General features: G+C 65.1%; 12 protein-coding genes. 9 read left to right on the forward strand and 3 right to left on the reverse strand.

Annotated features, from left to right (window positions below; genetic code table 11):
* The first annotated feature begins 75 nt into the window (after positions 1–75).
* From E3T35_RS05835 to E3T35_RS05845, 3 genes are all read left to right on the forward strand, one after another.
* Positions 76–1,020, forward strand: a complete 945-nt coding sequence (locus tag E3T35_RS05835) for an ROK family glucokinase (protein ID WP_104090716.1) — start codon at positions 76–78, stop codon at positions 1,018–1,020.
* A gap of 82 nt (positions 1,021–1,102) precedes the next feature.
* Positions 1,103–1,792 (forward strand): 1-acyl-sn-glycerol-3-phosphate acyltransferase, encoded by a 690-nt coding sequence (locus E3T35_RS05840; protein WP_134346722.1) that lies wholly within the window; start codon positions 1,103–1,105, stop codon positions 1,790–1,792.
* Between the two features lie 99 nt (positions 1,793–1,891).
* Positions 1,892–3,262: a class II 3-deoxy-7-phosphoheptulonate synthase gene (locus E3T35_RS05845; RefSeq protein WP_092339752.1), complete on the forward strand. Its 1,371-nt coding sequence runs from the start codon at positions 1,892–1,894 to the stop codon at positions 3,260–3,262.
* Positions 3,263–3,934: 672 nt separating this feature from the next.
* On the opposite strand, the gene pknB is transcribed toward E3T35_RS05845, so the two are convergent.
* Together pknB and E3T35_RS05855 are read right to left on the reverse strand one after the other, a co-directional pair.
* Positions 3,935–5,917, reverse strand: coding sequence for a Stk1 family PASTA domain-containing Ser/Thr kinase (gene pknB, locus E3T35_RS05850; protein ID WP_134378116.1), 1,983 nt, complete (start codon positions 5,915–5,917; stop codon positions 3,935–3,937).
* An 82-nt stretch (positions 5,918–5,999) separates the two neighbouring features.
* The gene (locus tag E3T35_RS05855; protein ID WP_134378117.1) at positions 6,000–7,316 is read right to left on the reverse strand and encodes a LysM domain-containing protein; all 1,317 of its coding nucleotides are present in this window, start codon (positions 7,314–7,316) and stop codon (positions 6,000–6,002) included.
* A gap of 209 nt (positions 7,317–7,525) precedes the next feature.
* On the opposite strand from E3T35_RS05855, the gene E3T35_RS05860 reads away from it, so the two are divergent.
* Positions 7,526–7,858, forward strand: coding sequence for an Rv2175c family DNA-binding protein (locus E3T35_RS05860; RefSeq protein ID WP_369827365.1), 333 nt, complete (start codon positions 7,526–7,528; stop codon positions 7,856–7,858).
* A 45-nt stretch (positions 7,859–7,903) separates the two neighbouring features.
* On the opposite strand, the gene E3T35_RS05865 is transcribed toward E3T35_RS05860, so the two are convergent.
* Positions 7,904–9,082 carry a polyprenyl synthetase family protein gene (locus E3T35_RS05865; protein WP_134378118.1) on the reverse strand — a complete coding sequence of 393 codons (1,179 nt, stop codon included), beginning with the start codon at positions 9,080–9,082 and terminating at the stop codon, positions 7,904–7,906.
* 119 nt (positions 9,083–9,201) lie between these two features.
* Between E3T35_RS05865 and E3T35_RS05870 the strand changes: the two genes are divergently transcribed.
* The 5 genes from E3T35_RS05870 to E3T35_RS05890 all read left to right on the forward strand — a co-directional run bounded on the left by E3T35_RS05870 (position 9,202) and on the right by E3T35_RS05890 (position 13,772).
* Positions 9,202–9,579 carry a DUF3040 domain-containing protein gene (locus E3T35_RS05870; protein ID WP_092339756.1) on the forward strand — a complete coding sequence of 126 codons (378 nt, stop codon included), beginning with the start codon at positions 9,202–9,204 and terminating at the stop codon, positions 9,577–9,579.
* Between the two features lie 283 nt (positions 9,580–9,862).
* Positions 9,863–10,294, forward strand: coding sequence for a division/cell wall cluster transcriptional repressor MraZ (gene mraZ, locus E3T35_RS05875; RefSeq protein WP_092339873.1), 432 nt, complete (start codon positions 9,863–9,865; stop codon positions 10,292–10,294).
* 98 nt (positions 10,295–10,392) lie between these two features.
* Positions 10,393–11,364: a 16S rRNA (cytosine(1402)-N(4))-methyltransferase RsmH gene (gene rsmH, locus E3T35_RS05880; RefSeq protein ID WP_134346726.1), complete on the forward strand. Its 972-nt coding sequence runs from the start codon at positions 10,393–10,395 to the stop codon at positions 11,362–11,364.
* Positions 11,361–11,927, forward strand: coding sequence for a hypothetical protein (locus E3T35_RS05885; RefSeq protein ID WP_092339758.1), 567 nt, complete (start codon positions 11,361–11,363; stop codon positions 11,925–11,927). Before rsmH ends, E3T35_RS05885 begins: the two co-directional genes overlap by 4 nt.
* Positions 11,928–11,954: 27 nt before the next feature.
* Positions 11,955–13,772 (forward strand): penicillin-binding protein 2, encoded by a 1,818-nt coding sequence (locus tag E3T35_RS05890; RefSeq protein ID WP_134346727.1) that lies wholly within the window; start codon positions 11,955–11,957, stop codon positions 13,770–13,772.
* The last annotated feature ends 12 nt before the right edge of the window (positions 13,773–13,784 follow it).

Here is a 13,784-nt window from a genome sequence, read left to right on the forward strand (position 1 = left end):
ACTCTAGAGGGTGTCACTGGCAGCCGCCCCGTGCCGCGAGCCCACTTCCCGATCGCCCCGAACGAAAGGTGCCCCGTGCACGCCATAGGTATCGATATCGGGGGCACCAAAATTGCCGGGGCGCTGGTCGACGAGGCGGGCACCATCATCCGCTCTGACCGGCAGCCGACCACGCCCGGCAACCCGGGCGAGATCGAAGACACCGTCGTCGCAATGATTCTGGCTCTGTCCGAGGGTGAAGCTGTCGTCGCTGCGGGGGTGGCCGCGGCCGGGTTCATCGACGCCGCCCAGTCGACCGTCTACTACGCGCCGAACATCAGCTGGCGCAACGAGCCGTTCCGCGACAAGCTCGAGGCTCGGCTCGACCTGCCCATCATCATCGAAAACGATGCCAATGCGGCCGGCTGGGCTGAGTTTCGCTTCGGCGCGGGCCGGCCGTACACCGACATGGTCACCCTGACCGTCGGCACCGGCGTCGGCGGGGCGATCGTGACGAATAATGCCCTGTTCCGCGGCGGCTTCGGTGCCGGCGCCGAACTCGGCCACCTCCGGGTGGTTCCCGACGGGCTGCCTTGCGGCTGTGGCGCGCACGGCTGCCTGGAACAATATGGCTCCGGTAGGGCGCTGCTGCGCATCGCCAACGAATTCGCGGATGCCGGCGGCATCGGTCTCGGCCTGGCCGGCGCCAGGGAGCGGCGCGGCAAACTCACCGGCAAAGAGGTGGGGCGTCTGATCCAGGACGGTGACGGCGGCGCCCTCGCTGCCCTGCGCCAGCTCGGCGGTGCCCTCGGACAGGCCTGCGCGAGCCTCGGCGCCGTGCTCGACCCGCAGGTGTTCGTGTTCGGCGGGGGAGTGGCGGCCGCTGGCGACCTGCTGCTCGAACCGATTCGAGCGGCCTACCTCGACTACCTGCCGGCGCGCGGCTACCACCCCGAAGCGGAGTTCGCCATCGCCCAGCTGGTGAATGACGCCGGCGTGGTCGGCGCGGCCGATCTGGCCCGGCTGCACGCGGTGCGTTGATCGGGCGCTATGGACGTCGGGGCGGCATCCGCTTCGACGCGGCGGGCGGACTAAGCTTTTCTAGTCGGATGAAGGAGTGCGAGTGTTCTATTGGATCATGAAGAACATCGTCATCGGCCCGCTGCTGCTCTCGCTGTTTCGACCGTGGATCATCGGCCTGGAGAACATTCCCAAGACCGGGCCGGTCATTTTGGCCAGCAATCACCTGTCGTTCATCGACTCGGTGTTTCTGCCGCTGGTCGTGCCGCGCCGCGTGGCGTTTCTGGCCAAGAGCGACTATTTCACCGGCAAAGGCCTGAAAGGCTGGGCGACCCGGCAGTTTCTCACCGCCGCCGGGCAGCTTCCGATCGACCGGTCGGGCGGTAAAGCCTCGGAGGATTCGCTCAATACCGGCCTGCGGGTACTCGGCGAGGGTCGCATCCTCGGAATCTATCCGGAGGGCACTCGCAGCCCGGACGCCCGCCTGTATCGCGGGCGCACCGGGGTAGCCCGCATGGTGCTGGAATCGGGCGTGACGGTCATTCCGGTGGCCATGATTGATACCGAGAAGGCCATGCCGACCGGCACCAGGATTCCGCAGGTGCGGCGGATCGGCATTGTGATCGGCACACCGCTCGACTTCACCCGCTTTGAGGGAATGGAGGGCGACCGGTTCGTGCTGCGGAGCGTCACCGACGAGCTCATGTACGAACTGCAGCGACTCAGCACGCAGGAGTACGTCGACGTCTACGCCTCCTCGGTCAAAGAGAAGCGGGCCAGCCTTTCGCGCTAGGCTGCCAGAAGTGCTGTCTGCGCTTTGCGCGCTGCGGCACCTCATCCATTTCGGTTCGGTGCGCGTCACCGGTCCAGTACAGAAAACAGGAACTATCCCGTGGTAGACCCCACCGAGCCCATTGTTGCCGCAGAAGCCTCTGTCATCACGGGTCTGGACCACTGGCGCACCCTACCGATCAAGCAGCAGCCGACCTGGCCCGACGCGGCCAAGGTGGCTGCGGCATCCGCTGAACTGGCGACGCAGCCGCCGCTGGTCTTCGCCGGTGAGGTCGACATTCTGCGCGACCGGCTCGCTCAGGCGGCCGGCGGGCAGGGTTTCCTGCTGCAGGGCGGCGACTGCGCCGAGACGTTCAGCGGGGCCACAGCGGATCAGATTCGCAACCGGGTCAAGACCGTGCTGCAGATGGCCGTCGTGCTCACCTACGGTGCGTCGATGCCGGTGATCAAGATGGGGCGCATGGCCGGCCAGTTCGCCAAGCCCCGCTCGAGCGACTTCGAAACCCGCGGCGACGTGACGCTGCCGGCGTACCGCGGCGATATCGTCAACGGCTACCCGTTCACGCCCGAGTCGCGCGAGGCCGACCCGGACCGGCTCGTCAAGGCCTACCACACGTCGGCGTCGACCCTCAATCTGATTCGTGCGTTCACGCAGGGTGGCTTCGCCGACCTGCGTCAGGTGCACAGCTGGAATCAGGGCTTCGCCGCCAACCCGGCCAACCAGCAGTACGAGAAGGTGGCCAAGGAGATTGACCGCGCGATCAAATTCATGATCGCCTGCGGCGCCGACTTCGAGGCGATGCGCCGAACGGAGTTCTACACCAGCCACGAGGGCCTGCTGATGGACTACGAGCGCCCGATGACCCGCATCGACTCCCGCACCGGAACTCCGTACAACACCTCGGCCCACTTCATCTGGATCGGGGAGCGTACCCGCGACCTCGACGGCGCGCACGTGGACTTTTTGTCGCGGGTACGCAACCCGATCGGTGTCAAGCTCGGCCCGGCCACCTCGGCCGACGACATGCTGCGCCTGGTCGACAAGCTCGACCCGAACCGCGAACCCGGTCGCCTGACCTTCATCACGCGCATGGGTTCCGGCAAGATTCGGGACGCCCTGCCGCCGCTGCTCGAAGCCATCAAGGCGAGCGAGGCGACACCGCTGTGGGTGACTGACCCGATGCACGGCAACGGTGTCACCACACCGACCGGCTACAAGACCCGTCGGTTCGATGACGTCGTCGACGAGGTCAAGGGCTTCTTCGAGGCGCACCGCGCCGTCGGCACACACCCGGGCGGAATTCACGTGGAGCTCACCGGCGACGACGTCACCGAGTGCCTCGGCGGGTCGGAGCACATCGACGAGGCCGCCCTGGCGACCCGCTACGAGTCGCTCTGCGACCCGCGCCTGAACCACATGCAGTCCCTGGAACTGGCCTTCCTGGTGGCCGAGGAGCTGGCCGCCCGCTAGCCCCGCCCGCCCCATTCTCTGGACGGGGCCCAGGCCCCGTCCCCGGGCCCAGCTTATAAACTGGGCCCGGGGACGTAAAGTGGGCCCGGTGAGCGGATGCGGCGAGTTGCGTCGTGCCGCCCGGAACGTTCATGAGGCGGCCAGCACAAGGAGGCGGGTCATCCGCTCCTCGCTCAAACATTGCGATGTTCCGGTGGCCTTGCGCGTGTTTCGACAGGCTCAACAACCAGCGTGCGCACGACCGCCGAAACACCGCAAAACTCGCAACCCCGCAGACAACCCGCCTCCGCCACTTCCCCGAAGCCGCTCTGAAGCCACGGGTTTGATCGAGCCGTGAGTTTTCGAGGTGGGGCGTCGTCGAGGTGTGAGTTTTGAACGTTTCAACAGCCGAAATCGGGCCGAAACTCACACCTCGGTGATCAAAACTCACGGGTCGGCGAGCGGATGCTGCACACGCGATCTTCCGCACCCCTTTGACGACGTCACTTGCTCCGGAAGGATCGGGGCCATGTGGCCTCGTATTTGGCTGCTTTTTGTACTGGAGCCGACCCGGCGCGCACGCTACTGTCTAAGCTCACGCCATGCGTAGGTCAATTCCGCAGATATCTGTGCGTTCGGGAATGTACCAATGTCCAGCGCCAGAGCGTACGGCTCAGTCGGTGTCGTTGCTGATTATCCGAACGGATTTGTCGGCTTGAGCGAAATCGTGCTGCCCTTTGGCAAAGACGTACCAGCAGCAGGATCTGTCGACGCTACTTGAATTAGAGACGAATATATCGGTGCGTCTGCACCGGGGTTGTAGGTGAGCTTGAAGCCGAGCGCAGTCAGCGCAGCCTTGCCGTCCGCCCAGGACATCCCCACGACATTGGGCACAATGACCGGCTCCGGACCCTTCGAAATCACCAGGGTGATCGTGGCACCCTCACGTAGGGTCCCCTCCGGCACCTGCGACGTGACCACGTCACCCTCAGCGACCGTGTCGTTGTAGGTCTGCTCTCCCGACACCACGAGCAGGTTTTTGCCGACCAGGATGTCGGTGGCCTCGGCAACCGTCTTGCCGTCGACGTTCGGAATGGCGCCGAGCGACACGACCAGGTTCACGGTCAGGCCTTCAAAGTATTCACCGCCGGCCGAGACATCGGCGCCGTCAGATTCCTTGCTCGCCGAGATGACCGAACCCTCCGCCACGTCACCATTGAAGACCGGGTCCACAGCGCCGACGACGGCTTTCAGATCCGTAATCGCAGCGGATGCCGCCTCCTGTGTCAAACCCGCCAGCGCGGGCAGCGTGATGGGCTGCAGCCCCTGGGAGACGATGACCGTGACGGTGCTGTCCTTGGGGACGCGGCTGCCGGCATCCGGATCGGTGCCGATGACGAGCCCTTCGGCGATGGTGGCGCTGAAAGCACCCGCCAGCTCGGGTTTGAGGCCGAGCTCGGTCAGCTGCGCGGACGCAGCCTCGGGGGAGCCCGAGGCGAAGTCGGGCACGGACACGTCAGAGCCCGGGCCGGAGCCGAAATACCAGCCCGTTCCGCCGAGCGCGGCGGCGAGAAGAATCACCAGGGCGAACAGCCAGAAGCCGCGACGCTTGCGCTTGTCGGCCTTCTTGCTGAGCAGGTCGCCGCTGTCCGGCGGACCGACCGGGCCGGTGCCGGCCGGGTGAAGGCCCAGCAGGGTCGCGGCGGGAGGTTTTGTGGGAGCGAGCTTGGCGCCGAGCACCTGGGTTTCGGCATCCGCTACCGCGTTCGCCCCGGTGCGCAGGCTGGCGGGCAGCACCATAGTCGACTGCAGGGCCAGTTCCTGGGTACCGCCGCGCACGAGCGCGCTCACATCGTGCAGCTGGTCGAGCATGACCCTGGCGTCACGGGGACGGTCCTCCGGATCGCGCGCGGTAGCCCAGAGTACGAGCTCGTCGAGCTCGTGCGGAACCGAGGCGACCTTACTGCTCGGCATCGGAACTGTGTCGTTGGCGTGCTGGTAGGCGATCTGCATCGGAGCTTCGCCCACATAAGGCTGCTCGCCGGTGAGCATCTCGAAGGTCATGATGCCGAGCGCATAGATGTCGCTGCGGGCGTCGGCGATGCCCCGGGTGACGAGTTCGGGGGAGAGGTAGGCGATGGTACCGAGCAGGGCCTGGCCGGTCGCGGTGTTGTTGTTGACCGCGCGCGCCAGCCCGAAGTCGCTGATCTTGATACGGCCGTCGTCAGCCAGCAGCACGTTCTCGGGTTTGACGTCGCGGTGCACGATGCCGGCCTTGTGCGCGGCGGCCAGGCCGCTGAGCACGGCTTCGAGAATGTCGAGGGTCTGCTCCGGGGTGAGCCGGCCATAATCCTTGAGCAGGTCGCGCAGGGTGATGCCGGGCAGATATTCCATGACGAGGTAGGCCATGTCGGCGTCCTGGCCCTGGTCGAAGACGTTCACAACGTTAGGGTGGGCCAGGCGAGCAGCCGAGCGCGCCTCCTGGATGAACCGAATCTTGAAGGCGCTGTCATCGGCGAGATGGCCGTGCATGATCTTGATCGCGACCCGGCGCTCGAGGCGCAGATCGGTGGCGAGGTACACCGTGGCCATGCCCCCGCGTGCAATTCGCGAGCGCACTTGATACCGGCCGTCAATAAGACGGCCAATCATCGGGTCGGTCGAGGGAACGCTCACTCCTTGATTCTACGGAATTCGGCGACGGCACCACTGCACGGCGCGCAGGGGCGCGGCATGCGGGTCGGGACCGACCGCCCGGCTAGCCGAGCTGGCTGAGCCAGGCCTGCGCTGACGCCTCCCACTTGGCGTAATAGTCGGGGTAGGCCGAGATCTGCACGGCCTGCGCCGCCTGGGTCACGGTCATCGATTCCCAGCCCGCGATGTCGAGCAGACCGCGGGTCACGTTCGGGTTCGGGTTGCTCGCGCCGCCGAAGAAGGCGAGGCTGGCCCGCACCGGGTCCATGACCTGTTCCGGGGTACCCCAGCCGGCACTCGGCCGCTGCTGGAACAGACCGAGGGAGTCCCGGTCGCCGTAGTCCACGTTGCGCAGCCCGGATTCCTGGGCGGCCGCAGCCAGCGCCACGACGAGACCGGCATTGCTCACGCCGGCGCCCCGCCCAACCGAAACAATCGTCTGCGCGTTCTGTCGCATCTGCTCCGACATGGGCGTGACCACCCCCGACGTCGCCACCGGGAAAGTGACCGCCACGGATGCCGGCGCCACCGTGATCGGCAGGGTCAAAACCTGTCCGGGATAGATGATGCTTGACCAGCCGAGGCCATTGGCGTCGAGCACAGCCTGCACGCTCACCCCGGCCGCGTTGGCCACGGTGGTGATGGTCTCGCCCGACGCGATGGTGTGAGTCGTTGCTGCGGCAATCTCTGCGACCGGCTCGACGTAGGCGGCCGGTTCCAACACTGGTGCTGCGGCGAGCACAATGACCTGGCCCGGGTAGATGACGCTGGCCCCGGTCAAGCCGTTGGCACCCAGAACGTCAGCGGTCTTCAGCCCGTGCGCGGCGGCGATACCGCTGATGGTGTCGCCGCTCTGCACCGAGTAGCTGGCAGCGGATGCCGCCGGCGCGGCCACGACGGCGGCCGGCGCCGCCGCCTGGGTCAGGGTCAAAACCTGGCCCGGAAAGATCAGGGCCCGGGAATCGAGACCATTCTGCGCCAGCACGGCCGCCGTCGACAGGCCGAACCGGGCGGCAATTCCGCTCACCGTGTCACCGTCAACGACCGAATACTGGGCGGGCGCAACCTGAACGGCGGCTGCCACTGCGGTCACCGATAGAACGGGAGTGGCCTCGGCGAGCTTCGACTTGAGCGGCTTCTTAGCCAGGGCCTGAGCCTGGGCCGGCGCCGCCAGGTTGAGGCTGATCGCGAGCGTGCTGACCAGCACGATCGGCACGGTCAGCAATGCCGAGCGGGAATGCGAGTCACCGGGCTTCTTCGCCCGCCGCGTCGCAGCAGCGTCACTGCTCGAGAAGGCCACGCCAACCGTCTCGGGAACGGTCGCGTTTCGTGCGGCGGACGCCGCGGCATCCGTCGTATTCGTTTTCACCTTGGTCGACATGGTGCTCCGTTCATTGTGCGCACGCGCGCTATCCGTACAGCAAGTTCGTACAGCATCGTCTCGAATGCAGCAATCCCCACTGCGAGGTTTTCACAATTCTGAGGGGGAGTCAATTGAATGGGCGACATGAAATGGCCGGTTCGCGAGGAAAAAGTGCCCGAAGGTTTTGCCTCGGACCCAAATCATGGGAAGCTAAAAGAGTGAGTGATGTGTCTTCAGAGCCCGAGTGGCTTACTATTCCTGCCCTAGTCAACCTGCTCGGAATGAGCCAGAGCCGCGTGCGGCACCTGATCGACGACAAGTACCTGCTGGCCATCCGGCGGGACAACGTTGTGTCGGTTCCTTCCCTGTTTCTGCGTGACGGCGCTCCCGTTCCCGAACTTCGCGGCACGCTGTTCGTGCTGGCCGACGACGGCTTCACCGACATGCAGGCCATGACCTGGCTGCTCGAGGTCGACGACAGCCTGGGCGTGCCCCCGATCGAAGCCCTTCGGGCCGGTCGCAAGGCCGAGGTACGTCGCGTCGCCCAGGCACTCGCCTAACCGGGCACTCGCCCGGACCGGCCGGGGCGCCGGCCGAACCGCCCCTCAGAACGCCCGGCGCGTCACCCGATCGGTCAGGTCCAGCAGCTTCTGCCTGGCCCCGGCGCTGATCGGCGCGGTCTCGAGCGCCGCGAGAGCCTCAGCCACCTGAGCTTCGATGAGCGCCTCGACCCGGTCGACGGCACCGCTGGCGCTGATGAGTTGCTGCAAGGCGCGAATCTGGGCGGTATTGAGCGTGGGGTTGCCGAGCTGGGCGTCGAGCGATGCTCGGTCGGCGTCGCTCAGACGTTCCCGCGCCAGAGCGATCAACACCGTGCGCTTGCCCTCGGTCAGGTCGTCGCCACTCGGCTTGCCGGTCACGGCGGCGTCGCCGAACACGCCGAGCAGGTCGTCGCGCAGCTGGTAGGCCATACCGAGCGGCAGGCCGAAGGCACGCAGCGAGTTCAGTTGGGTGGCCGAGGCTCCGGCCAGAGCCGCTCCGATCACCAGCGGGGCCTGAACGCTGTACTTGGCTGACTTGTAGACGATCACGCGCAGTGCCCGATCGAGCAACTCGGCTTCCGGCTGGGCCAGCCAAGCGCGCTCCTCGAGAATGTCCAGGTATTGCCCGGCCGTGACCTCAGTGCGCATGAAGTTGAATTCGAGCCTGGCGCGCCGTGCCGAAGCCCGATCGGCCAGCTCGTCCAGCCCCTCGTCGAGCAGCTCATCGCTCCAGCCCAGAAGTAGATCGCCGAGCAGAATCGCCGACGCCCGACCATACGAGGCGGAGTCGCCAGCCCAACCCTCTCGCTCGTGCAAACTTTCGAACAGTTTGTGGGCGCTCGGAGCTCCGCGACGGGTGTCTGAGTTGTCGATGATGTCGTCGTGCACGAGCGCTGCGGCGTGAAAAATCTCCAGCGCGCTGGCGGCCGAAACCACCGCGGCCAGGCCGCCTGCGGCGGGTGCCGGGGCAGCGGATGCCGTGGCCTCGTCGTCCGCACTGACTGACGGCTGACCGGCCGTTGGCTGGCCCGATTCGGGGCCGGAATCCTGCGGCAGAACGCTCCGCGCACCCCAGTAGCAAAACTGGGCTCGAAACCGCTTTCCACCGCTGAGAAACTGCCGTGAGTAGTCGATTAGAGGAGTCAAATCGGAGCTGATCAGGGTCACAATTGGTTCGCGGGACATGAGGTACTCGTCGATGCGAGATTGAACCAAGTCGACCAGGCGTTTGCTTTCAGACACCCGTATAGCCTAGCCATCCTGGCGGGGCTAGAATGAGGTAATTCGAACCGGGTCATTCGAGTCTGGTCGGTTCGGATTTGTCTACCCAACCGCTCGATCCCGTAACTGGAGGGAATGAGATGCCGCTTTCGGAACAGGAGCAGCGACTCCTTGAAGAGATGGAGCGCAGCCTTTATCACAACGATGCCGACTTTGTCGCCAGCGTTGGAGTGTCCAGGCTTCGCCCGAACTATCGTTCCATCGCGATCGGCGTACTGCTCGCCGTCGCCGGCATTGTCGCTCTCATCGCGGGTGTAGCCATTGCGCAGTTGTGGCTCGGCATTCTCGGTTTCATCGTCATGTTCGGCGGTGTGCTTATCGCCGTGACGCCCGGCAAGGCCATTCGTTCGATGCCCGGACCATCGTCACCCGGTCGCCGTCCGGCGCAGGCCAAGTCCAACCAGGGTTTCATGGAACGATTGAACGACCGGTGGGACCGTCGCCAGGATGGTCAGTAGCGGCTACTCGCGCTAACCTCCACCCTCCACCGGGCACCCATAACTCAATAAATCGTTGCGCTGTAGGGCCGATCATCTGATCGGCCCTTTTTTTGTGCCCAAAAGTGGGTCGAAAGCATCCGTTCTTAAAACTATTGCTCCATTTCCCTCCACTGTCAGTCCCCAGTGATTTCGGGAGAATTTGGCGATTAATTCTGAAAATTAGCGCAAAAACCTAGGTTAGTGGTTGAAGGTGGAGTAAAGTGGAGCCATACCTGAATCTGGCCGGAAGAAAGGGGTGAGCGTGTTCCTTGGCACCTACGCCCCCCGGCTCGACGAAAAAGGTCGCATTATTCTTCCCGCGAAGTTTCGGGAAGAGCTCTCCACCGGTGTGGTGATGACGCGGGGGCAGGAACACTGCATCTACGTGTTCAGCACCCGCGAATTCGAAACCCTGCACGACAAGATCCGCCAGGCGCCGGTCACGAGCAAGCAGGCTCGCGACTACCTCCGGGTGTTCCTGTCGGGCGCAAGTTCGGAAACACCCGACAAACAAAACCGCGTCACCATCCCCGGCAACCTCCGCAGCTATGCGGGGCTTGACCGAGAACTGACCGTCATCGGTGCTGGCAGCCGAGTCGAGATTTGGGACAGCGAAGCGTGGGCCACCTACCTCGCCGAGCAGGAAACCTCGTACGCCAACACGACGGAGGAGGTGATTCCGGGACTTTTCTAGCCCCTGGCGCCTGACTCCCAGCCGTTTTGCCCTGACACACTTCCCCGGTGCCAGGACGAAATGGAGGGGAATCAGACCTCACGGACTAGCCCGGCATTATGGCCAGTAACGAAATCCCCAGCAATGAAATCCACACCCCGGTACTGCTCGAACGCTGCGTCGAGCTGCTCGCTCCGGCACTCACGAAGCCCGGCGCCGTGCTCGTCGACGCCACACTCGGCATGGGCGGCCACGCCGAAGCGATCCTGTCGCGCTTTCCGGAACTAACCCTGGTCGGCCTCGACCGCGACACCGAGGCCCTCGCTATTGCCGAAGAGCGCCTCAAGGGATTCGCAGGCCGGGTGCACCTCGTACACACCGTCTACGACGGTATCGGCGACGCGCTCGACGGACTCGGTATCACCGAGGTCGCCGGCGTCCTCTTCGACCTCGGCGTCTCCAGCCTGCAGATCGACCGCGTCGAACGCGGTTTCTCCTACTCCAAGGATGCCCCGCTCGACATGCGCATGGACGGCACAGCCGGCCTCACCGCCGAGAGCATCCTCGCCGACTACAGCGAACGCGATCTCAAGCGCATTTTCCAGGACTACGGCGAAGAGAAACTCTCGGCCCGGTATGCCAAGGCCATCGTCGAAGCCCGCGAAACGACACCGTTCGTGCGGTCCGCGCAACTGGTCGACGTGATCACCAAGGCCACCCCGGTCGCCATCCAGCGTCTCGGCCACCCGGCCAAGCGCGTGTTCCAGGCGCTGCGCATCGAGGTCAATCAGGAACTGGCCGTGCTCGAACGGGCCATTCCGGCTGCGCTAGACCGCGTGCAGGTCGGTGGCCGCATCGTCGTCATGGCCTACCAGTCACTCGAAGACCGCATCGTCAAGCGGGCACTCGCCGCGGCATCCGGCTCCACCGCTCCGGCCGGGCTTCCGGTGGAACTGCCCGAACACAAGCCGCTGTTTACCCTCCTGCTTCGCGGTGCCGAACTGGCCTCCGACGAAGAAAAAGCACTCAACCCCCGCGCGACGCCGGTTCGGCTGCGCGCTGCTGTTCGACTGAGAAGGGCCGCCGCATGAGCGACAACCTGGCACGCGTCGCCTTTTCCTTCGAACCTGAACCGTTTGAGACCAGCGCACCGGCACGGCGTGGGTTTCGACTGGTCTCGCCGACGCCGAGCCGCCGTGCCCGGCCGCGCATCTTCTACGCCCTCACCGCGGTAGCAGGCATGGCTGCCATCATGGTCGCCCAGCTGCTGCTGAGCGTCGGCATCTCCCAGGGCGCGTATGAAATCTCCAGCCTGCAGTCGAGTCAGTCGGAACTCGGCCGCACGGCCGCGAGCGTGAGCGAAGACCTCGTGCGGGTATCCTCCCCGCAGAGCCTCGCCGCCAACGCTGAGGGCCTCGGCATGGTCAGCAACTCCAACCCCGTCTACCTGCGCCTCTCTGACGGCGCTGTTTTGGGCGCTCCGGCCTCGGCGTCGGGCTCGCAGGCCGGAGCGGCCAGCCTTGTTCCCAACGCCCTGCTGAACGGCAGCACCCTGCTGTCACAGCTTCCGGCGGATCCGGCGGCTGCCGGTGCTGTTGCGATCACGAGCGCACCGGTAGTTCCTGCGGGACTCGCGGCGCCCACTACCCGATAGTTTCCGTGACTCGACCATGATGGGCAGATGAGCGTGCGCAATACCCGAAGCAGTAGTGCCCGAAACAACCCGACCAATTCGCGGTCCAGCCGTCGCCGCACCCTTGTCACCATCCTCGTGCTGTTTGCCGTCATCGCCGTGTTCCTGGTGCGCCTGGTCGATATCCAGGTCGTGCAGGCCGATTCGCTCACCAAAGACTCAGTAGGAAACCGCTCGGTCGGCCAGGTCGTTTACGGTTCCCGCGGCGAGATCGTCGACACCAACGGTGTCGTGCTGGCCGGAACGGTCATGCGGTACAACATCACCATGTCGCCCGTGAACGCGACGCCCTTCAAACGAACCGTCGACGGTAAGAAGGTCGAAATCTCTGTGGCCGACGCCGCCGCCGAAATCGGTGCCGCCACCGGCCAGACCGGCGACGCCATTCTGCTGACCATCTCCACCGCCCTCGAGGCAAACGCCGAGGCCAACTTCGCCTACATCGCTCAGAAAGTCGATGTCGACGTACTCCGTGCCGTGCAAAACCTGCACATTCCCTGGACCTACTCGGAGAACAGCCCCAGTCGGGTCTACCCGAACGGCGCCGTCGCCGGCAATATGCTCGGCTATCTTTCGGGGGAGGGCGTGCCGCAGGCCGGCCTCGAATCCGGGCAGGACGCCTGCCTGGCCTCGACCAACGGTAAGGAAACCTATGAAAAGGGTGCCGACGGCGTGCGCATCCCCGGCAGCAGCGTCACGAGCACCGCCGCCGTCGACGGCGGTGACGTCGTCACCACCATCGACTCCGACCTCCAGTGGTTCGTGCAGCAGACCCTCGCGGCCCGGGCGCAGGAAACCGGGGCGGCCTGGGCGACCGCAGTCGTGCTGGACGCCAAGACCGGCAAGCTCCTCGCCGTTGCCGATTACCCTTCGGTCGATCCGAACAACGTCGGCGGCACCGAGAACCCCGAAGACCGCGGCTCCCGGGCCTTCACCCAATCCTTCGAACCCGGCTCGACCTTTAAAGCGCTGACCGCGGCATCCGTTCTCGATTCCGGCGTCGCCACCCTGCAGACCGGAATCGTCGCGCCCTACCGGTATTTGCCGGCCAACGGCGCGAACATCAATGACAGCCACTCGCACCCGGACCAGAACATGACCCTCACCGGCGTGCTGATCGACTCGAGCAATACCGGCATGTCCAAGTTCGGTGAGAAACTCACCGACCAGCAGCGCTACGACTACATGAAGGCGTTCGGCGTTGGCACTCCGACCGAAACCGGCTTTCCGCGCGAAGACGGCGGAATCCTGCACCCGGTCGACGAGTGGGACAACCAGACCAGCTACGCGACCATGTTCGGACAGGGTCTGACAACGAGCGCGCTGCAGGTCGCGAGCATCTACCAGACCATCGCCAATGACGGTGTTCGCATGCCGGTACAGCTGGTCGAGGGCTGCCGTCAGGCTGATGGCACCATGACTAACGTGCCCGATGCCACCGGAACCCGGGTGCTGTCCGAGACGGCGGCGAACGAAACCAGCGACGTGCTCGAGATGGTGTACCAGAAGAGCTGGGTGCAGAGTACGTGGAATATTCCGGGCTACCGCGTGGCCGCCAAGACCGGAACAGCGCAGATGCCGGACGGCAAGGGCGGGTACTCCAACGGGTATCTGGTGTCGGTGTCGGGCTTCGCACCGGCCGACGATCCACAGTATGTCGTCTCGGTCAGCATCGCCGACCCTGTTAAACTGAATACGTCTGCCGCACCGGCTCCGGTTTTCCAGGAGATCATGAGCCAGGTGTTGAAAAAGTACCGGGCGGTTCCCTCGGGCGCGACTGCGCCTGACCTCCCTTCCACCTGGTAAGAAAGCGAGCCC

Source organism: Cryobacterium sp. TMT1-2-2, from assembly GCF_004403505.1.
GTDB lineage: Bacteria > Actinomycetota > Actinomycetes > Actinomycetales > Microbacteriaceae > Cryobacterium > Cryobacterium flavum.